Raw genomic sequence first — 19,206 nt, forward strand, 5'->3', positions numbered from 1 at the left:
GATCGTCACCCGCCGCACGTCAGCCGTCGGCCCACTCTCCCCCGGTCGGCACAAAGCGGACGAAGCTACTCACCCATGCCGTACGACCCCAGGACGGTGAACTCGGTCGTGCTGCGCTGCTCGCACCGCTCCTCCAGCCCGGCCCGGAAACGACCGAACGACTCCAACGACGGCAGTGGTCCGGGCAGATCCGGGCCCATGACGACGTCGACGAAGCTGAGCCCGTCGTCGAGCCGCAGGGTCAGGTAGCGGAATCCGGGCGCATCCAGCCGGGCCAGGTCGCGGTGCACCGCGTCGAGCAGGGTCAGATGCTCGTCGAGGCGGTCCGGTCGGACGCGGTACGTGATGAGAAGCGTCTCCATGGTCAGCTCACCGGCCACCAGCCGGGACCGCGTCCCGACCCGCTGTCTCGGCACCGGTCGCCGGGGCCACCGCCTCGCCGGCACCCGCCGGCAGGTCCGCCGCCTCGCCGGCCGGGGCAACCGCCTCCGCCGGATGACCGTCGCGGCGTCTCCGGACCGCAGCGAGGAGTTCGGTGAGCATCGCCGTGATCAGTTCCGCTCGGCCTTCGCCGGGCGCGATCCGACCGTCGGCGGTCGGGTCCGACCGATCCGCACCGGTCCAGTCGAAGTCCGTGAACAACCCCAGCTCGACATGGCTCGGTAGGACCTCCATGCCCACCTCGGCGAGAATCGGCCGCAGCTGCTCGGCCGCCCGCCCGCCCCCGCGTACGCCGTAGGTGAGCGCACCGGCCGGCTTGCCGCGCCACTCGGCGTCCAGATAGTCGATGGCGTTCTTGAGGACCGCCGGGACCGAGCTGTTGTACTCCGGGGTGACGAAGACGAACGCGTCGTACGCCGCCACCACCGTCGACCAGCGACGGGTGTGCTCGTGACGGTAGTCGCCGAACCTCGCCGGCACGGGTTCGTCGAGCATCGGCAGCCGCTGCTCGGCGAGATCGACCAGTTCGACGGTCACCTCACCCGCTCGCGCCGCCGGATGCCCGGCCGTCGTCTCGGCCACCCATCCCGCCACCGCCGGGCCGCGTCGCCCCGGGCGACTGCTGCCGACGACCAGGCCCACCTTGATCGGTACATGCTGTCGTGTGCTGTTCATGAGCCGATTTCACCGCCGTCGGGAGCACTCGGGGAGACCGGCGGGAGGGTAGCCCTGGCGGGGACATGCTCCCGGGCCACGGGCGCGGCAGACTGGACGGGTGATGGACGGCGAGTTGGGCGCGTTCCTCCGCAGCCGCCGGGAGGCGCTGCGGCCCGAGCAGGTGGGGCTACCCACCAACGGCCGGCGGCGTACGCCGGGCCTGCGGCGTGCGGAGTTGGCCACGTTGGCCCAGGTCAGCGTGGAATACCTGACCCGGCTCGAACAGGGTCGGGACACCCGTCCGTCGCCGGGCATCCTTGCCGCGCTGGCCGAGGCGCTGCGGCTCGACGACGCCGACCGGCGGCACCTTCAGCAACTCGCGTCGGTCGACCACCGCCGGCAACTGTGCGCGGGTGGGCGGCCGACCGTGTCGCGTACCGTCCGCCCACAGGTCCGGACGCTACTGGCGGCGCTACGGGACCGGCCGGCGTACCTGATCAACCGGATCGGCGACGTGCTGGCCTGGAACGGGCCGTTCGACAGGTTGGCCCGGCCGCTGGGCCTGCTCGATGACGAGCGGCCCAACCTCGTATGGTTCGTTCTCGCCGACGAACGCGCCCCGGAGCACTTTCCCGACTGGGCCGACCTCGCCGACCAGCAGGTCGCCGACCTGCACCGGTTGCGCGGGGGCGACCCCGCCGCCAACGCGTTCGCTGAACGGCTCGCCCGTACCGTCGGGGAACCCTTCCGGTCCCGGTGGCAGCGCCGGCCGGTCGCCGTGCAGCCGAGCGGGGTGCGCTGGCTGCGGCATCCGGAGGTGGGGCCACTGCGGCTGTCGTACGAGACCCTGGAACTCGCCGACGACCAGCAGCGGCTGGTGGTGCAGCAGCCCACCGACGCGGACAGCGCCGCGGCGCTGGACCGCCTCCTCGGCCGCCGCCCCGGCAGCCTCCGCTCCGTCGCCAGCTGAGGTGCTGAGGGCTGAGGGCTGAGACGCAACCACCCGCCCAACCGCCGCCCACCGCCGTCGCCCTCACCGCCACCGCCGTCGCCGTCGCCGCCGTCGCCGTCGCCGCCGTCGCCGTCGCCGTCGCCGTCGCCGAAGATCCGAGCAGTTTCGGGGATGCTGCTGCCTCGAAGCGAGTCGAGCCAGCAACATCCCCGATGTTGCTGCCTCGCGTGCCCGGCGGGCGGCGCGGGTCAGGTGGGCGGCGCGCAGTGTCAGGTGGGCGGCGCGCAGGGTCGGACGGCGCGGGTCAGGTAGGCGGCGCGCGTGGTCGGGCGGGCGGCGCGGGGCAGGTGGGCGACGCGCGTGGTCAGGTGGCGGCGCGGGGTCAGCGGGCGGCGCGGGTCAGGTCTACGAAGTAGGCGTGCAGGCGGGAATCGCCGGTGAGTTCCGGGTGGAACGAGGTGGCCAGCAGGTTGTGCTGGCGTACGGCGACGATCCTGCCGGCGGCCGGGCCGGCGGTAACCGTGCCGAGTACCTCCACGCCCTCGCCGACCCGCTCGACCCAGGGCGCGCGGATGAAGACCGCGTGCAGCGGCCCACCCGGTACGCCGGTGATCTCCACCGGTGCCTCGAAGGAGTCGACCTGCCGGCCGAACGCGTTGCGGCGGACGGTCATCGCGATGCCGTCGAAGCCGCGCTGATCCGGCCGGCCGTCGAGAACCTCGGTGGCCAACATGATCATCCCGGCGCAGGAGCCGTAGACCGGCATGCCGGCGGCGATCCGCTTGTCGATCGGGTCACGCAGCTCGAAGATGTCGACCAGCTTGCTGATCGTGGTGGACTCCCCGCCCGGAATGACCAGTCCGTCGACCGCGTCCAGTTCCGCCGGTCGGCGTACCGGACGGGCCTGCGCGCCCGCCGCGGTCAGGGCCGTGACGTGTTCGCGGACGTCGCCCTGGAGGGCGAGCACACCGATCACGGGTGCCGTCACGTCACCAGCCGCGTTCGGCGAGGCGGTGCGGCTGCGGGATGTCGTCGACGTTGATGCCGACCATCGCCTCGCCGAGGCCACGGGACACCTTGGCCAGCACGTCCGGGTCGTCGTGGAAGGTGGTCGCCTTGACGATCGCGGCGGCCCGCTGGGCCGGGTTGCCGGACTTGAAGATGCCGGAGCCGACGAAGACCCCTTCGGCGCCGAGCTGCATCATCATCGCCGCGTCGGCCGGGGTGGCGATGCCACCGGCGGTGAAGAGCACCACCGGCAGCTTGCCGGTCTCGGCGATCTCCTTGACCAGCTCGTACGGTGCCTGCAACTCCTTCGCCGCGACGAACAGCTCGTCGGCCGGCAGGGTGGTCAGGCGCCGGATCTCCTGGCGGATCTTCCGCATGTGGGTGGTGGCGTTGGAGACGTCGCCGGTGCCGGCCTCGCCCTTGGAGCGGATCATCGCGGCGCCCTCGGTGATCCGACGCAGCGCCTCGCCCAGGTTGGTCGCGCCGCAGACGAACGGCACGGTGAACGCCCACTTGTCGATGTGGTTGGCGTAGTCGGCCGGGGTGAGCACCTCGGACTCGTCGACGTAGTCCACCCCGAGGGACTGGAGGATCTGCGCCTCGACGAAGTGACCGATGCGGGCCTTGGCCATCACCGGGATGGAGACCGCGTTGATGATGCCGTCGATCATGTCGGGGTCGCTCATCCGGGACACCCCGCCCTGGGCACGGATGTCCGCGGGTACCCGCTCCAGCGCCATCACCGCGACCGCGCCAGCGTCCTCGGCGATCTTGGCCTGCTCGGGGGTGACCACATCCATGATCACACCACCCTTGAGCATCTCGGCCATGCCGCGCTTCACGCGCGCGGTGCCGACGACCGGGGTGGCGGTGTTCGGGGAAGTCGTCTCGGACACGTCGTCGCTCCTCAGGCGTCCTCGGGAGGTGGCAGCGCAGATGCTACGCCCGGGCCAACGCCACTCCGACAGCCAATCAGCCCCGTGGTGGCCTGCTGTGTGTCCGCCGTCACCCCGGGGCACCCGGCCGGCTGGGCGGAGCGGTTCAGCGGCTGGGCACGTCGGCGGCGGGGAGGGTCAGGGTCGGATCGTCGATGTCGAAGTAGCGCGGCCAGGTGTGCCGGCGTCCCATCCGTAACAGCCGCACCAGCGGCCGGCCGCGTGCCGACCGGGCGTCACGGACCAGGTCGGTGTGCACCTGGCGGGCCAGGGCGAGCCGCCGGCTGGCGGCGATCACCGCCTCACAGTCGGCGTCGGTGGGGTCGAGTTGCACCGACCGCAGCTGCCGGGTCAGGTCGTTCTCGGCCGCCTCCCGCTCCTCCGGCTGGGCGTCGAGGGCGATCCGCGCCGCCGCGTACAACTCGACGCCGTAGCGGCGCTCGGCCAGCACCGCCGCGGCGGCGGCCCGGCGCAGCAGGTGGGCGTCGAGGGCGCGGGCGGCGAGCTGGGCGCGGTCCTGGAGCCGCTCGACCCGGCCGGCGGTCCAGATCAGGTACACCGCGACCAGGGCGACGACCACCGTCGCGCCCACCACCCACCACATGCCCGGCATCGTAGTGCTGCTCCCGTTCCTCCCGATCAGGTCAACCCCACCCACTCCTGGTCGATCACCCGGCCGTCGGTGGCCTCGATCGCCGCTGCGTATACCTCCAGAACCCGACGGGCAACCACGGGCCAGTCGAAATTCGCCACCACCTGGTCACCGCAGGCGGTCAGCTCCGCCCGCTGAGCCGGGTCGTCGAGCAGCTGCGACAGCGTCGCACGCAGGGTCGCCGCGTCGCCGGTCGGGAACAGCCGGCCGGCCCGGCCGCCGTCGAGCACCCGGCGGAAGGCGTCCAGGTCGCTGGCCACGACTGTGGTGCCGGCCGCGAGCGCCTCGGTGAGGATCATGCCGAACGACTCGCCGCCGGTGTTCGGCGCGACGTAGAGGTGCGCACTGCGCAGCATCCGCGCCTTCTCCTCCTCGGAGACCAGGCCGAGGAAGGTGACCCGGTCCCGCAGGTCAGCCGGAAACCGGGCGAACAGGTCGTCCGGGTCGCCGGGGCCGGCGACCAGCAGGCGCAGGCCGGGACGCTGCCGGGCCAGCTCGACGAAGGCGTCGCGCAGGATCGGGAACCCCTTGCGCGACTCGGTGAAGCGGCCCAGGAAGCCGAGCGTGCCGCCGGTGCCCGGCCCGCACTCCCCCGGCCAGCCGGGCAGCGGCTCGACCCCGGCGAACTTGGCCACCGCCACCCCGTTGGGGATCTCCACCGCCCCGCCGTCCAGGTGCTCGACCTGCACCTTGCGTGCCAGGGCGCTCACCGCGATCCGCGCGGTGATCCGCTCCAGCACGATCTGGAGCACTCCCTGGGCGGCGGCGAGCATCCGGGAGCGGGTCATCGCGGTGTGGAAGGTGGCCACCACCGGCCCCCGGGCGGAGAGCACGGCGAGCATGGACAGGCTCAGCGCGAGCGGCTCGTGCACGTGCAGCACGTCGAAGTCGCCCCGGGTGATCCAGCGGCGTACCCGGGCGGTCGAGACCGGGCCGAACGCGATCCGGGCCACCGAGCCGTTGTACGGCAGCGGTACCGACCTGCCGGCCGACACCACGTACGGCGGCAGCGCCGAATCCTCGTCCGCCGGGGCGAGGACGCTCACCTCGTGCCCGAGCCCGAGCAACGCCTCCGCCAGGTCCATGACATGGTTCTGCACCCCGCCGGGTACGTCGAAGGAGTACGGGCAGACGATGCCGATCCGCATTGCGCCCGTCCCCTCAGTCCAGCCACATCCGTTGCAGCATGTGCCAGTCTTCCGGATGCCGGGCGATACCCGCCGCGAGACCGTCGGCGATCAGCTGGGTCAGCGACCGGACCCGCACGTCGAGGGTGCCCGCCTCGGGCCCCGGCACCGGCAGCGGGCCCACCAGCGAGGCGCACGCTGCATCCGGTTCGTACCACATCGACGCCACATACAGCGGGGCGCCGGTGCGCAGCGCGAGCAACGCCGGACCGGCCGGCATCCGGGTCCGGCCGCCGAAGAAGTCCACCTCCACGCCACGGGTGGAGAGATCCCGGTCGGCCAGCAGGGGTACCACCGTCCCGGCGGCCAGCCGGTCGGTGAGCACGTCGATCGCCGGCCGCGCACCGCCGTTGGTGGGCAGGATCTCCATGCCCAGCCCCTGCCGGAAAGCGACGAAGCGTTCGAAGATGCCCTCCGGCTTGAGCCGCTCGGCGACGGTGGACAGCGGCCAGCCGTTGGCGGCGACCCAGGCGCCGGCCGTGTCCCAGTTGCCGGCGTGCGGCAGCGCCACCACCGCGCCGCGCCCGGCGGCCACGTCCGCGGCGAGCACGTCGGCGCGGTCCAGCCGGAACCCGGCGAGGAGCTGCTCGCGGCTCAGCGCGGGCAGCCGGAACGCCTCCATCCAGTAGCGGGCGTACGAGCGCAGCCCCCGGCGGACCAGGTCGTCGAGTTCAGCCTCGGGCAGTTCCGGACCGACCACGCGGCGGAGGTTGGCCCGTAGCCGGGTGGCGCCCGGGCCCCGGCGGCGGTGGGCGCTGTCGGCCACGGCGTCGAACGCGGCGGCGGCGACGGGCCGGGGCAGCACGCGGACCAGCCGCCAGGCGGCGGCGAACCCCAACTCGGTGAGGTTCACCGGATGCTCCGCCCGGCTGTGCCGCTCACCCGTGGCCGCCCGGCACGTCGACCTGCTGGGCCTGCCGGTACACGTGTCGCATCCGCTGGCCGACGGTGAACAGGGAGACCGCCGCGAGCAGCCAGAGCGCGATCGGCAGCGCCACCGCCAGGCCGAGCCCGGCGAGCAGGCCGCCGACACCGACGATCAGCAGTCGCTCGGTACGCTCGGCGATGCCCACGTTGCAGGTCATCCCGAGCCCTTCGGCGCGGGCCTTGACGTACGACACGAGCCCGCCCGCGGCCAGGCAGATCAGCGCGGCGGCCACGCCCGCGTGGTTGCCCTCGGTGGCCAGGTAGAAGGCGACCGCGCCGAACACCGCGCTGTCGGCGACCCGGTCCATGCTGGAGTCGAGGAAGGCTCCGAACCGGGTCGACCCGCCGCTCATCCGGGCCATCGTCCCGTCGAGCAGGTCGGTGAGCGCGAAGACCGTCACGATCAGCGCACCGGCGACCAGATGGCCGCGGGCACCGAGGCCGAGCGCGCCGACGAGCACGCCCAGGGTGCCCGCGACGGTGACCGCGTTGGGAGTTACGCCCGCGCGCAGCAGGCTGCGGGCGATCGGCTCGACGACGCGGGTCATCCCCGCGCGGGCCGACACTTGGAAGATCTTCGCCATGGCGGTCCCACGATAACGGTCGGCCCTCGACCGGCGACACCGCCCGTCTGACCAGCCACGCTCAGCCGGCGCGGCGGCCCGCCCGGAGAGGGTTGTGTCGGCCCCTCATCGGGTGTGAGATCGAGCCAGAAGGGTGACCCGGCTCACCCCGCCGCCTGTTGACTGCCCGGTTCCCAGCGAATCACCGGAGGATATCGCCGCAGCACCCCGCCCGGGCCATCCCCGTCGCGTGCGGCGGTCGCCACCCACCACCACCGGATGAGGGAGGTGCGCCCGATGGCGCAGAGGAGTCAGGACAAGGGGGCCGTCGGCGTACCGGCGGTGACCGACCCCGCCAGGATCCGCAACGTGGTGCTCGTCGGGCATTCCGGGGCGGGCAAGACGACGCTCGTCGAGGCGCTGCTCGCGGCTTCCGGAACGATCGCCCGGGCCGGCTCGGTCACCGACGGCACCACCGTCTGCGATCACGATCCGGCGGCCGTACGCCAGCAGCGTTCGGTCGCCCTGGCCTGCGCGCCGCTGGTGCACGACGGGATCAAGGTCAACCTGCTGGACACGCCGGGCTATGCCGACTTCGTCGGTGAGCTGCGCGCCGGGCTGCGGGCCGCCGACGCCGCGCTTTTCGTGGTCTCCGCCGTCGACGGGATGGACGCGGCCACCGCGGCGCTCTGGGAGGAGTGCGCGGCGGTGGACATGCCCCGGGCGGTCGCGGTGGCCCGACTGGACCATCCGCGCGCCGACTTCGACGAGGCGGTGGCGCTGTGCCAGCGGGTCTTCGGCGACAACGTGCTCCCGCTCTACCTGCCGATGCTCGGTGACGACGGCGAATCCACAGTCGGCTTGCTGGGGCTGATCACGCGGCGGGTCTTCGACTACACGGGCGGGCTGCCGTCACAGGTACGCGAACCCGACCCGGAGCACCTGCCGGCCATCGTCGAGTCCCGCAACGAGCTGATCGAGGGGATCATCGCCGAGAGCGAGGACGAGACCCTGATGGACCGGTACCTCGAAGGTGAGGAGATCGACGCCGGCATCCTGGTGGAGGACCTGGAGAAGGCGGTCGCCCGCGGTCACTTCTATCCGGTGGTACCGGTCTGCGCGGCGACCGGGGTCGGCCTGGACGCGTTGCTGGAGGTGCTCACCGCCGGTTTTCCCGCCCCGCCGGAGCACGCGCTGCCCGCGGTCACCGGGGTGGACGGCGCCCCACGGCCGCCGCTGACCTGCAACCCGGACGGCCCGCTGGTGGCCGAGGTGGTCCGGACCACCATCGACCGGCATGTCGGGCGGGTCTGCGTGGTCCGGGTCTTCTCCGGCACGCTGCGTCCCGAGCAGACCGTGCACGTGTCGGGGCACGGCCTGGCCGAACGCGGGCACCCCGACCACGACGCCGATGAGCGGATCGCCCATCTCTACAGCCCGCTCGGCGCCACCCTCCGGGAGGTCGGCGTGGCGGTGGCCGGTGACATCTGCGCGATCACCAAGTCCGGCAGCGCGGAGACCGGCGACACCATCTCCGCCAAGGACAATCCGCTGCTGATCGCGCCGTGGGAGATGCCGGAGCCGTTGCTGCCGGTGGCGATCGTGGCGAAGTCCCGATCCGACGAGGACGCCCTGGCCCGCAACCTCGGCCGGCTGGTGGCCGGCGACCCGACGATGCGGCTGGAGCGCAACCCGGAGACCCACCAACTGGTGCTGTGGTGCATGGGCGAGGCGCACGCCGACGTGGTCCTCGACCGGCTGCGCGCGGGCGGGGTGGAGTTGGACACCGAGCCGGTGCGGGTGGCGCTGCGGGAGACGCTTACCGTGCCGGCCCGGGGGCACGGCCGGCACGTCAAGCAGTCCGGAGGCCATGGTCAGTACGCCGTCTGCGACATTGAGGTGGAACCGCTGCCGCGCGGTGGCGGCTTCGAGTTCGTCGACCGGGTGGTCGGCGGCGCGGTGCCGCACAACTACATCCCCTCGGTGGAGAAGGGGGTACGCGCCCAGATGGAACGCGGCCTGGTCGCCGGCCACCCGGTGATGGACCTGCGGGTCACCCTGGTCGACGGCAAGGCGCACAGCGTGGACTCCTCCGACGCGGCGTTCCAGACCGCCGGGGCGCTTGCCCTGCGCGACGCCGCCGACCGGGGGCAGCCGGCGCTGCTGGAGCCGGTCGACGAGGTGACGGTACGGGTACCCGACGTCAACGTGGGCGCGGTGATGGGCGACCTGTCCGGGCGACGCGGCCGGGTGCTCGGCACCGAACCGGACCCGGCCGCGGAGGGCCGCACCCTGGTACGCGCCGAGGTGCCCGCCACGGAGTTGCTGCGTTACGCCGTGGAGCTGCGGGCGATGACCTCGGGCGCCGGCACCTTCCGGCGCCACTTCGTCCGGTATGACCCGATGCCCGCGCATCTGGCCGACCAGATGCGCAAGGAGCACACCTGACCCGGTGTCCGGTCGAGCCAGCAGCGATTCTGGTCAGGGACGGGCGGTGGGAAGCATGGGGCTGGGCCAGTAGGGGCGGTCGGCCTCCCGCAGCGCGGCAGTCCGCACGGCGGCGAGCTGCCGTTCCACCTCGGCGAAGTGGTCGGGGGCGAGCGGGCCGAGAGCGAGCGCGGCGGCGTTCTCCTCGACCTGGGCGACGGTGCGGCAGCCCGGGATCGGGATGGCCCGCTCGCTGCGCGCCCAGATCCAGCCCAGCGCGCCCTGGGCCAGGGTGCGTCCGTCGGCGGTCAACGTGGCCCGGACCGCGTGCACCCGGCGCAGCCACTCCGGCGCCGGCCGCCCGCCCCGGAACCACTCCAGCCAACCCGAGGTCATCCCCCGCACGTCGTCGCGGGGCAGCACCGACTCGGGGCGGTACTTGCCGGTGAGCAGCCCCATGCCGAGCGGACCACGGTTGATGCTGGCCAGGTCGTACTTCTCGCAGACGGCGAGCAGGCCGGGTGCGTCCCGCAGCACCGACAGGCTGTGCTGCACGGCGGCGGCGTGCGGGCCATCGTGCCCGAAGGTCGCCGCCCGGTCGACCCGGTCGGTGCTCCAGCCGTACGCGCGGACCAGACCGTCGGTCACCAGGTCCTCCAACGCGCCGATCAGCTCGTGCGCCTGTGGCACGGGCAGGTCGGCCAGGTGCAGCTGGTAGAGGTCGATCCGGTCGGTCCCGAGGCGGCGCAGCGAGGCGCACACGGCCCGCCGCAGGTACGCCGGTGAGGCGTCGGGCCCGATGGCCTGCCGGGTCCGCTCGTCGAACGTGTATCCCCACTTGGTGGCGATCACCGCCGCGTCACGGCGGCCGGCCAGGGCCCGCCCGAGGACCCGTTCGCCGTGTCCCGCGCCGTAGCTGTCGGCGGTGTCGAAGAGGGTCACCCCGAGGTCGAGCGCGCGCCGGATCGCCCGCACCGACTCCTCGTCGTCAACGGCACCCCAGCCCAGTGGCATGCGCCCCTCGGCCCACGGGCCGGCGATCGCCCAGCAGCCCATGCCCAGGGCGCTGACCTCGATGCCGCTGCGGCCCAACGTCCGCGTCGACTCCACCACCGGCGCATCGTGCCATCTTTCGGACAGACGTTGACGAAGATCCAGCACGATCATCCGTACGGGGCCCGGTGTGCGTACGGATCACCCGACCGGCGGCGGATCCGGCGCGGTTCCGTCCGCTCCCGCGCCGTGCCCCGATCGACCTGCGAGCGGCCCGGGGAAGCCACCATTCGACGCGTCCCCCTTGCTCTGCTTACCGATACGCATCGACTGCACTGCGTAACCGCCGCGTGGGTTGAAGCAGAGCAAAGGGCGCGTACCAAGGGGGCAGCCGCCGACCGGTGACGCGAAGCGAAGCGCGGGCGGGGATGCGCCGCGGGAGAGGACGCGGAGGCGACGCGGCGTGGGAGGCGGCCCGAGGTCAGGAGGGCCAGGCGCGGGCGAGCAGGTCGCGGGTGTCGCCCAGCAGTTGTGGCAGGACCTTGGTACGCCCGATCACCGGCATGAAGTTGGCGTCACCACCCCATCGGGGCACCACGTGCTGGTGCAGGTGGGCGGCGATGCCGGCGCCGGCCACCCCACCCTGGTTCATGCCCAGGTTGAAACCGTGGGCACTGCTGACCTTGCGGACGACCCGCATGGCGGTCTGGGTGAACGACGCCAACTCGGCGGTCTCCGGCCCGTCCAGGTCGGTGTAGTCGGCCACGTGCCGGTACGGGCAGACCAGCAGATGCCCCGGGTTGTACGGGTACAGGTTGAGCACCACGAAGACGTGCCCGCCACGCGCCACCACGAGGCTCTCCTCCGGAGGCCGGGCCGGGGCCAGGCAGAACGGGCACCCCGAGGGTCGCTCGTAGCCACCCTCGGGCCGGTCCTCGCCGGAGATGTACGTCATCCGGTGGGGCGTCCAGAGCCGGTCCAGCCCGTCGGCCATGTCCCTGTCGGTGTGCTCCTCCGCCCCAGTCACACCGGCGATCCTACGGCCCCGCCCGGCCGTCACATCTCGGCGGAGGGGCCGGTGTTGGTGCGGGAGGTGACCACGTCGAGGACGTGGCTGACCGCCTCGGCCAGCGGCACCCCGTTGCGTTGGGAGCCGTCCCGGTAGCGGAAGGAGACGGTGCCGGCAGCCACGTCGTCGTCGCCGGCGATCACCATGAAGGGGATCTTCTGCTGCTGCGCGGTACGGATCTTCTTCTGCATCCGCTCGTCACCGGCGTCGACCTGGGCCCGGATGCCCTCGGCGCGCAACGCGGCGACGAAGCCGTGCAGATAGTCGGCGTGGTCGTCGCGGATCGGGATGCCGACCACCTGCACCGGGGCCAGCCAGGCCGGGAACGCCCCCGCGTAGTGCTCGGTGAGCACGCCGAAGAACCGCTCGATCGAACCGAAGAGGGCTCGGTGGATCATGACGGGCCGCTGCCGGGTGCCGTCGGCGGCCTGGTACTCCAGGCCGAACCGCTCCGGCTGGTTGAAGTCGACCTGGATGGTGGACATCTGCCAGGTCCGGCCGATGGCGTCCTTGGCCTGCACGGAGATCTTCGGGCCGTAGAAGGCCGCGCCACCCGGATCCGGCACCAGTTCCAGGCCGGAGGTCTCGGCGGCGGTGCGCAACGCCTCGGTGGCCTCGGCCCAGTCCGCGTCGGAGCCGATGAACTTCGGCGAGTCGTCGCGGGTGGACAGCTCCAGGTAGAAGTCGTCCAGGCCGTAGTCACGCAGCAGGTCCAGCACGAACGACAGCAGGGTGGTCAGCTCGCCGGGCATCTGCTCCCGGGTGCAGTAGATGTGCGAGTCGTCCTGGGTCAGACCGCGTACCCGGGTGAGGCCGTGCACCACACCCGACTTCTCGTAGCGGTAGACGGTGCCGAACTCGAACAGCCGCAGCGGCAGTTCGCGGTAGGACCGTCCGCGCGACCGGAAGATCAGGTTGTGCATCGGGCAGTTCATCGCCTTGAGGTAGTACTCCGCCCCCTCCAACTGCATGGGCGGGAACATCGTGTCCGCGTAGTACGGCAGGTGGCCCGAGGTCTGGAAGAGCTGCGCCTTGGTGATGTGCGGGCTGTTGACGAACTCGTATCCCGCCTCTTCGTGCCGGCGACGCGAGTAGTCCTCCAGCTCCCGGCGGATGATGCCGCCCTTGGGGTGGAAGACCGCGAGGCCCGAGCCGATCTCGTCGGGGAAGCTGAACAGGTCCAGGTCCGCGCCGAGCTTGCGGTGGTCGCGCCGGGCGGCCTCCTCCAGCAGCTTCAGGTACGCCTTCAACCCGTCGCGGGTCGGCCACGCGGTGCCGTACACCCGCTGCAACTGCGGGTTCTTCTCCGAGCCACGCCAGTACGCGGCGGCCGAGCGCATCAGCTTGAACGCGCCGATCAGCCGGGTGTTGGGCAGGTGCGGCCCCCGGCACAGATCCGACCAGCAGACCTTGTCCTCGTCGGCGGCGAGGTTGTCGTAGATGGTCAGCTCGCCGCCGCCGACCTCCATCACCTCGGAGGAATCCAGCCCTTCGCCCTTGACGTCGATCAGCTCCAGCTTGAACGGCTCGGCCGCCAGCTCGGTCTTCGCCTCGTCCAGGCTGTCGAAGCGGCGACGCCGGAACCGCTGCCCCGACTTGATGATCTCCTGCATCCGCTTTTCCAGCTTGGCCAGGTCGTCGGGCTGGAACGGCTTGTCCACCGCGAAGTCGTAGTAGAAGCCGTTGTCGATCGGCGGGCCGATACCGAGCTTCGCCTCGGGGAAGATGTCCTGCACCGCCTGGGCGAGCACGTGGGCCGTGGAGTGGCGCAGCACGTTCAGCCCGTCCGGGGAGTCCAGCGCGACCGGCTCGACCGTCGTCTCCTCGGCCGGTCGCCAGTCCAGGTCGCGCAGCACGCCGTGCGGGTCGCGGACCACCACGATCGCCCGGGGGCCGTTGGTGGGCAGCCCGGCCGCGGCCACCGCGTCGGCCGCCGTGGTCCCGGCGCCGACGACGACGGGGTCGGCCACGGCGGGGGTACGGGGTGCGGACACGGATGACTCCTCGCAGCAGACGTGACGGATGGTGCCGATGCCGGCGCACTGATGCTATCGGGCGCCCCGGGCGTCGCCGTCGTCGACACCGACAGCAGACGATTGCCGCCACCGTTGAACCTTTCCGGCCCGGGATCCGAACTACCAGGTGTGGCCGGAGCCGGTTCCGGCCGCGTGGACACGGATGGGAACCCAGATGGCGATGACGCACGGCCACAGCCGTCGACGCCGGGGCGTGCTGGTGGCCGCCCTGGCCACGGCCGTGGTGCTGCTCTGGCCCGCCACGGCGTGGGCCGACGGGGTGACGTTCACCCCGGCCGAGGCTCAGCAGGGCAACGCGGTGAAACTCGAATTCGTGGTGCCCGACGAACGGCCCGGTGTCCGGACCGAACGCATCGAGATCAAGATCCCGGAGAACCCGCCGATCGCCGAGGTGTACCCGCTGTCCGTCGAGGGCTGGGCACCGACGATCACCACCCGGAAGCTGGACCGGCCGGTGTCCGGCATGCACGGCCCGGCCACCGACGTGGTGACCGCCTCGCTGATCTGGTCGCGCGCGAAGGACCAGGCGGGCGAGGGGCCGGCCCGGCTGGTGTTCTCGATGGCCCCGCTGCCGCAGACCGAACGGCTGACCTTCGAGCTGGTGCAGACGTACGCCGACGGCCTCCAGGTGCGTTGGGGCGGCGGCCCCGGCCAACGGCCGTTGCCGGCGCTGACGCTGCTGCCGGGCGACCCGGCCTACCCGGGTGCGCACGGTGGGCACGGCGCGGCCCCCGGCGGCGCAGCGCCCGCCGAGGCTCCGCCCACCACGGCCGCCTCCGACGGTGGTCCGAACGCCAACAGCCTGCTCGCCGCCGGGCTGGTCGCCGGCCTCGGCGGCGGCGCGGTGGTGGGTTGGCTGATCAGCCGCCGACGGCGCGCGACGACCGAGGAGATCGACCGTTCGGTGCTCGACGAGGAGCGGCCCGGCGAGCAGCCGGCAGCCAGCGCCGAGGCGGACGACTCCGGTGCGGCCGGGACGCCCACGGGTGCCGGTTCCGAGACGGCCGAGGCGGGCGCCCGGCGGTGAACGGCGGGCGCGGGTGAACGTCATGGTCGCACCAGCTTGGCGGGTACCCGGGTGGGCCGCGATGACGCCACACTTGCCGCCCCGAGTACCGTGCTTGGGTGGCCACCGTCCTCCTGGTCGAAGACGATCACGTCGTACGCGGCGCGATGCTTCGTTCCCTCACCGACCGGGGTCACGCCGTACACGCGGTGGGCACCGCCCTGGACGCGCTGCGCCGGGTTGCCGCCGAGACACCGGACCTGGTGGTGCTCGACCTCGGCCTGCCGGATCTGGACGGCTCGGACGCGTTGCGGATGCTCCGGGGCATCACCGACGTGCCGATCATCATCGCCACCGCCCGCGACGACGAGCAGTCCGTGGTCAAGCTGCTCCGGGCCGGCGCGGACGACTACATGATCAAGCCGTTCACCGGCGCGCACCTGGACGCCCGAATCACCACCGTGCTGCGCCGCGCGGGCCGGGCCAGCCGCTCGGCCCAGCCGGCCGTGCACAGCGTCGGCGGGCTGAAGGTGGACGTCGGCGAGCGCAGCGCCCACCTCGACGGTACGGCGCTGGCGCTGACCCGCAAGGAATTCGACCTGCTGGCGTATCTCGCCGCCCGCCCTGGCCGGGTAGTGTCCCGGCGGGAGCTCTTGGAGGAGGTATGGCGGCAGCCATCGGTCGGCGAGGATCAGACCATCGACGTTCACCTGTACTGGCTACGGCGCAAAATGGGCGAGTCCGCGGCGAAGCCGCGCTACCTGCGCACCGTGCGGGGGGTGGGCTTCCGGCTGGTGGCGCCGGACTGAGAAGGGCGCTGGCCCTCTGGACGGCCGGCGTGGGCACGTTGCTGGCGCTTGCCTTCCTCGTGCCGCTCGGGCTGACCCTCGGCGGGCAGGCACGCGAGGAAGCGATCGCCGACGCGGCCCGGCGCAGCGCGCTGGTGACCGGGGCCCTGGCGATCAGCACCGACGCGGAGGTGGTCACCCGGGCGATCGAGGCCAGCGGCGGCGACCCGGCCACCCGGCCCGTCGTGCACGGGCTAGACGTGGACTCCTCCGCCGGACGGGCCGACGCGGCGCACCTGGCGCAGGCCCGGGAGCAGGGCCGTTCGTTGGTCGTCGATGTCGACGGCGGAGTGCTGCGGCTGGATCCGGTGGTGCTGGGCGAGCGGACCGCCGTGGTGGAGGTCTTCGTCCCGGATGCCGCGCTCGACGCCGGTGGCGGCCGGTGGCTGCTGCTCGCCGGGGTGGCCGTCGCGCTGGTGGGCGCCGCGATGCTGGTGGTGGACCGGCTCGCCGCCCGGGCGGCCGACGCGAGCCGGGCCCTGGTCAAGGCGTCGCTCGCCATCGGCGATGGCGACCTGGGCGTACGCGTCGAGCCGCACGGCCCGCGCGAGCTGGTCCAGGCCGGCCACGCGTTCAACCGGATGGCGGAACGGTTGGTGGCGGCGCGCACCGAGGAGCGGGAACTGGTGGCGGACCTGTCCCACCGGCTGCGTACCCCGTTGACCGTGCTGCGGCTGGACGCCGAGGCGCTGGAGTCCGACGACACGAGTGTCGGCGCGTTCAGTCAGGCCGAGCTGGACTACCGGCGCGGCATCCGACGCATCCGGCAGGCGATCGTGACCCTTGAGGGTGAGATCGACGTACTGATCAAGACCACCCGTAAGGCCGTGGCGACCGAGGCCGCGCCCCCGGCGATGTGCGACGTGAGCGAGGTCGTCCGGGACCGGATGGTGTTCTGGGCCGCCCTCGCCGGTGACCAGAACCGTCCGCACCGGGTCTCCGGCGCCCAGTTGCGGATACCCGCACCGGTTCCCCGCGCCGAGCTGGCTGCCGCCCTGGACGCCGTGATCGGCAACGTGTTCCGCTACACGCCGCAGGGCACCGCGTTCGAGGTGGCGGTGTCGCGCCGCGACGGATACGTGGCCATCCGGATCGACGATGCCGGTCCCGGTATCGCCAACCCGGACCGGGCGTTGCGACGCGGCGCCAGCGACCAGGGCTCCACCGGGTTGGGGCTGGACATCGCCAAGCGGGTGGCGTTGCAGGCCAACGGCTCGGTCAGCATCGACCGGGCGCACCTGGGCGGGGCGAGTGTGGTGATGCTGCTGGCCGACCCGGAGGCGACGCCGCGCCAGGTCAGCCGGTTCGGCCTGGTGGGGCGAATGGCTCGGGAGGGCCGGGATCAGAAGGCCCGTGGACGCCGCTGGCCCCGGCAGCGCCCGACGGACGGCTGACGGTCAGGCGCTCCGGACAGCGGGCCGATCGCCTCGGGCTGTGCGTCGGCACAAGTCTTTCTTAGATCCGAATTAACCAGGTTCCACCCGACCGGTCCGGCTGACAGGATCGCTGCGAACCGAGCAGTTCCACCGGCCTATCGCTCCCAGCGCATTCGGCCGGTGGAGCCGTGCGCGCGGCGGGAGACACGGTCCCCCCACACCTCCTCCCGCCGCGCGCCACCTGGCCGGTCAGCCCGGGGCGGCGGCGTCAGCCGCGCTGGTCGGCGAGGTAGGTGTCGATCTCGGCGAGGATCCGCTGCTTGCCGGTCCCGTCGAGGAAGGACGCGGTCACCGCGCTACGGGCCAGCGCGGCCACCCCGTCCGGGCCGATGTCGAGCAGCCGGGCCGCGACCGCGTACTCGTCGTCCAGGGTGGTGCCGAACATCGGCGGGTCGTCGGAGTTGATGGTCACCAGCACTCCCGCGTCGACCAGCCGGCGCAGCGGGTGCTCGTCGAGGTCGGCGACGGCCCGGGTACGCACGTTCGACGTCGGGCAGACCTCCAGCGCGATCTGCTGCTCGGCCAGGTACGCGAGCAGTCGCGGATCCTGCGCGGCGGAGATGCCGTGGCCGATGCGTTCGGCGCCCAGCTCGTGCAGCGCGTCCCAGATCGTCTGCGGGCCGGTGGTCTCCCCGGCGTGCGGCACCGACCGCAGCCCGGCCGCACGGGCCTGGTCGAAGTAGGGCTTGAACTGCGGCCTCGGCACACCGATCTCCGGGCCGCCGAGGCCGAAGCTGATCAACCCGTCGGGGCGCTCGTCGAGCGCGATCCGCAGGGTCTCCTCGGCGGCCGGCAGGCCCGCTTCGCCGGGAATGTCGAAGCACCAACGCAGCTCGATGCCGAAGTCGGCGGCGGCCCGCTTGCGGGCGTCCTCGATCGCCTCGCAGAACGCCGGCGCCGCGATGCCGCGCCGCACGTGGGAGTAGGGCGTCACGGTCAACTCGGCGTAGCGGACCTGCTGGCGGGCCAGTTCCCGGGCGACCTCGTGGGTGAGGATCCAGACGTCGTCCGGGTCGCGGATCAGGTCGACCACGCTGAGGTACAACTCGATGAAGTGGGCGAAGTCGCGGAAGACGAAGTATTCGGCCAGCAGTTGCGGGTCCGCCGGGACGGGGCTGCGTCCCTCGTGCCGGGCGGCCAGCTCGGCCACGATACGGGGCGAGGCGGAGCCGACGTGGTGCACGTGCAGCTCCACCTTGGGCAGTCCGGCGATGAAGGAACGCAGGTCGGTCACGAGTTCTCCTGGGCGGAACCGGTACGGGCGACGAGAAAGATCCGTCGGAACGGGAAGTACACCTGGCCGTGCCGCACCGGGTACGCCTCGCTCAGGCGTACCGCCAGCGCGGCCCGGAAGGCGGACCAGCCGGCCGGGTCCAGCGCCGCCCGGACCGGGCGCAGGGCGGTGCCCTCCAGCCAGGTCAGCACGGGATGGTCCGGGTCGGGACCGGCCGCCAGCAGGTGCACGTAGGTAGTCTCCCAGGCGTCGACGGTGCAGCCGGCGGCGACCAGCGACGCGGTGTAGTCGACCGGGTCGGCGACCGGCGTCTCGCGCAGCAGCGGGGTCAACGCCGCCCGCCACGGCGGGTGGCCGGCGACCTCCCGCAGCGCCCGGTGCGAGGGCGCGTCGAAATTTCCCGGCACCTGCACCGCCAGCCAGGCGCCGGCCGGCAGCGCGGTGGCCCAGCGGACGAGCAGGTCCCGATGGCCGGGGACCCACTGGAGCACCGCGTTGCTGAGCACCACGTCGGTGTCCGGGTCGGGACGCCAGTCGCGGACGTCAGCCACCTGGAAGCTGACCGGGACGTCAAGCGCAGTGGCCCGCGCGATCATCTCCGGCGAGGAGTCCAGGCCGACGACCCGGCTGTCCGGCCAGCGGGCGGCGAGCACGGCGGTGAGGGTGCCGGGACCGCAGCCGAGGTCGACCACCCGCCGGGGGTGGTCGGCGTCCACCCGGGCCAGCAGGTCGTGGAAGGGCCGGGACCGTTCGTCGCCGTAGCGCAGGTATGCCGTCGGATCCCACATGACCGCCCCACCCCCATCGCAAACCGTACGTCCGTCTTGTTTACCGT

18 protein-coding genes are annotated in these 19,206 nt (G+C 72.7%); 5 read left to right on the top strand and 13 right to left on the bottom strand.

Translation table 11 applies throughout. The features are described 5' to 3' along the window. Positions 1-65: 65 nt before the first annotated feature. Both KBX50_RS05330 and KBX50_RS05335 read right to left on the bottom strand, forming a co-directional pair. Positions 66-362: a hypothetical protein gene (locus tag KBX50_RS05330; RefSeq protein ID WP_210935163.1), complete on the bottom strand. Its 297-nt coding sequence runs from the start codon at positions 360-362 to the stop codon at positions 66-68. A gap of 7 nt (positions 363-369) precedes the next feature. Beyond that, on the bottom strand, positions 370-1,116 hold the full coding sequence (locus KBX50_RS05335) for an NADPH-dependent FMN reductase (RefSeq protein ID WP_210935164.1): 747 nt from the start codon (positions 1,114-1,116) through the stop codon (positions 370-372). A gap of 103 nt (positions 1,117-1,219) precedes the next feature. Here KBX50_RS05335 and KBX50_RS05340 point away from each other — a divergent pair, with 103 nt between their 5' ends. Next, positions 1,220-2,068 (top strand): helix-turn-helix transcriptional regulator, encoded by an 849-nt coding sequence (locus KBX50_RS05340; protein WP_247673212.1) that lies wholly within the window; start codon positions 1,220-1,222, stop codon positions 2,066-2,068. A gap of 364 nt (positions 2,069-2,432) precedes the next feature. Here the strand turns inward: KBX50_RS05340 and pdxT are convergent, their stop codons facing one another. The 6 genes from pdxT to pgsA form a co-directional block, all read right to left on the bottom strand. Beyond that, on the bottom strand, positions 2,433-3,038 hold the full coding sequence (gene pdxT, locus KBX50_RS05345; protein WP_210935166.1) for a pyridoxal 5'-phosphate synthase glutaminase subunit PdxT: 606 nt from the start codon (positions 3,036-3,038) through the stop codon (positions 2,433-2,435). Position 3,039: 1 nt separating this feature from the next. Then, positions 3,040-3,954: a pyridoxal 5'-phosphate synthase lyase subunit PdxS gene (pdxS, locus tag KBX50_RS05350; protein ID WP_210935167.1), complete on the bottom strand. Its 915-nt coding sequence runs from the start codon at positions 3,952-3,954 to the stop codon at positions 3,040-3,042. 145 nt (positions 3,955-4,099) lie between these two features. After that, on the bottom strand, positions 4,100-4,597 hold the full coding sequence (locus KBX50_RS05355; RefSeq protein ID WP_210935168.1) for a hypothetical protein: 498 nt from the start codon (positions 4,595-4,597) through the stop codon (positions 4,100-4,102). 35 nt (positions 4,598-4,632) lie between these two features. After that, positions 4,633-5,793, bottom strand: coding sequence for a glycosyltransferase family 4 protein (locus KBX50_RS05360; RefSeq protein ID WP_210935169.1), 1,161 nt, complete (start codon positions 5,791-5,793; stop codon positions 4,633-4,635). Between the two features lie 13 nt (positions 5,794-5,806). After that, positions 5,807-6,685 carry a phosphatidylinositol mannoside acyltransferase gene (locus KBX50_RS05365; RefSeq protein WP_210935170.1) on the bottom strand — a complete coding sequence of 293 codons (879 nt, stop codon included), beginning with the start codon at positions 6,683-6,685 and terminating at the stop codon, positions 5,807-5,809. Positions 6,686-6,710: 25 nt separating this feature from the next. Next, positions 6,711-7,343 (bottom strand): phosphatidylinositol phosphate synthase, encoded by a 633-nt coding sequence (pgsA, locus tag KBX50_RS05370; protein WP_210935171.1) that lies wholly within the window; start codon positions 7,341-7,343, stop codon positions 6,711-6,713. Between the two features lie 276 nt (positions 7,344-7,619). On the opposite strand from pgsA, the gene KBX50_RS05375 reads away from it, so the two are divergent. Continuing rightward, positions 7,620-9,770, top strand: coding sequence for an elongation factor G-like protein EF-G2 (locus tag KBX50_RS05375; protein ID WP_210935173.1), 2,151 nt, complete (start codon positions 7,620-7,622; stop codon positions 9,768-9,770). A 33-nt stretch (positions 9,771-9,803) separates the two neighbouring features. On the opposite strand, the gene KBX50_RS05380 is transcribed toward KBX50_RS05375, so the two are convergent. The 3 genes from KBX50_RS05380 to thrS all read right to left on the bottom strand — a co-directional run bounded on the left by KBX50_RS05380 (position 9,804) and on the right by thrS (position 13,805). After that, positions 9,804-10,859 carry an aldo/keto reductase gene (locus KBX50_RS05380; protein ID WP_374224582.1) on the bottom strand — a complete coding sequence of 352 codons (1,056 nt, stop codon included), beginning with the start codon at positions 10,857-10,859 and terminating at the stop codon, positions 9,804-9,806. A 364-nt stretch (positions 10,860-11,223) separates the two neighbouring features. Continuing rightward, positions 11,224-11,736: an HIT domain-containing protein gene (locus KBX50_RS05385; protein WP_210935572.1), complete on the bottom strand. Its 513-nt coding sequence runs from the start codon at positions 11,734-11,736 to the stop codon at positions 11,224-11,226. Positions 11,737-11,798: 62 nt separating this feature from the next. Further along, positions 11,799-13,805: a threonine--tRNA ligase gene (thrS, locus tag KBX50_RS05390; RefSeq protein WP_210935178.1), complete on the bottom strand. Its 2,007-nt coding sequence runs from the start codon at positions 13,803-13,805 to the stop codon at positions 11,799-11,801. 196 nt (positions 13,806-14,001) lie between these two features. Here thrS and KBX50_RS05395 point away from each other — a divergent pair, with 196 nt between their 5' ends. The 3 genes from KBX50_RS05395 to KBX50_RS05405 all read left to right on the top strand — a co-directional run bounded on the left by KBX50_RS05395 (position 14,002) and on the right by KBX50_RS05405 (position 17,095). Beyond that, a complete protein-coding gene (locus KBX50_RS05395) occupies positions 14,002-14,874 on the top strand; it encodes a DUF1775 domain-containing protein (protein ID WP_210935180.1) in 873 nt (290 codons plus the stop codon). A gap of 98 nt (positions 14,875-14,972) precedes the next feature. Next, positions 14,973-15,662, top strand: coding sequence for a response regulator transcription factor (locus KBX50_RS05400; protein ID WP_210935182.1), 690 nt, complete (start codon positions 14,973-14,975; stop codon positions 15,660-15,662). A gap of 29 nt (positions 15,663-15,691) precedes the next feature. After that, entirely contained in the window at positions 15,692-17,095 is a 1,404-nt protein-coding gene (locus KBX50_RS05405; protein WP_210935184.1) for a HAMP domain-containing sensor histidine kinase, read from the top strand. 250 nt (positions 17,096-17,345) lie between these two features. Here the strand turns inward: KBX50_RS05405 and KBX50_RS05410 are convergent, their stop codons facing one another. Together KBX50_RS05410 and KBX50_RS05415 are read right to left on the bottom strand one after the other, a co-directional pair. Further along, positions 17,346-18,371, bottom strand: coding sequence for an adenosine deaminase (locus tag KBX50_RS05410; protein WP_210935186.1), 1,026 nt, complete (start codon positions 18,369-18,371; stop codon positions 17,346-17,348). Beyond that, positions 18,368-19,159 (bottom strand): trans-aconitate 2-methyltransferase, encoded by a 792-nt coding sequence (locus tag KBX50_RS05415; RefSeq protein WP_210935188.1) that lies wholly within the window; start codon positions 19,157-19,159, stop codon positions 18,368-18,370. The genes KBX50_RS05410 and KBX50_RS05415 overlap by 4 nt, the downstream gene beginning before the upstream one ends. Positions 19,160-19,206 lie beyond the last annotated feature (47 nt).

Origin of the sequence: Micromonospora sp. C51, from assembly GCF_018070435.1 — a bacterium.
Classification (GTDB): Bacteria; Actinomycetota; Actinomycetes; order Mycobacteriales; family Micromonosporaceae; genus Micromonospora; species Micromonospora sediminimaris.

Coding starts and splice junctions, on each gene's coding strand:
- KBX50_RS05385 (WP_210935572.1), bottom strand. CDS start 11,736: ATGGCCGACGGGCTGGACCGGCTCTGGACGCCCCACCGGATGACGTAC.
- KBX50_RS05415 (WP_210935188.1), bottom strand. CDS start 19,159: ATGTGGGATCCGACGGCATACCTGCGCTACGGCGACGAACGGTCCCGG.
- KBX50_RS05360 (WP_210935169.1), bottom strand. CDS start 5,793: ATGCGGATCGGCATCGTCTGCCCGTACTCCTTCGACGTACCCGGCGGG.
- pgsA (WP_210935171.1), bottom strand. CDS start 7,343: ATGGCGAAGATCTTCCAAGTGTCGGCCCGCGCGGGGATGACCCGCGTC.
- KBX50_RS05375 (WP_210935173.1), top strand. CDS start 7,620: ATGGCGCAGAGGAGTCAGGACAAGGGGGCCGTCGGCGTACCGGCGGTG.
- KBX50_RS05330 (WP_210935163.1), bottom strand. CDS start 362: ATGGAGACGCTTCTCATCACGTACCGCGTCCGACCGGACCGCCTCGAC.
- KBX50_RS05395 (WP_210935180.1), top strand. CDS start 14,002: ATGGCGATGACGCACGGCCACAGCCGTCGACGCCGGGGCGTGCTGGTG.
- KBX50_RS05355 (WP_210935168.1), bottom strand. CDS start 4,597: ATGTGGTGGGTGGTGGGCGCGACGGTGGTCGTCGCCCTGGTCGCGGTG.
- KBX50_RS05340 (WP_247673212.1), top strand. CDS start 1,220: ATGGACGGCGAGTTGGGCGCGTTCCTCCGCAGCCGCCGGGAGGCGCTG.
- KBX50_RS05335 (WP_210935164.1), bottom strand. CDS start 1,116: ATGAACAGCACACGACAGCATGTACCGATCAAGGTGGGCCTGGTCGTC.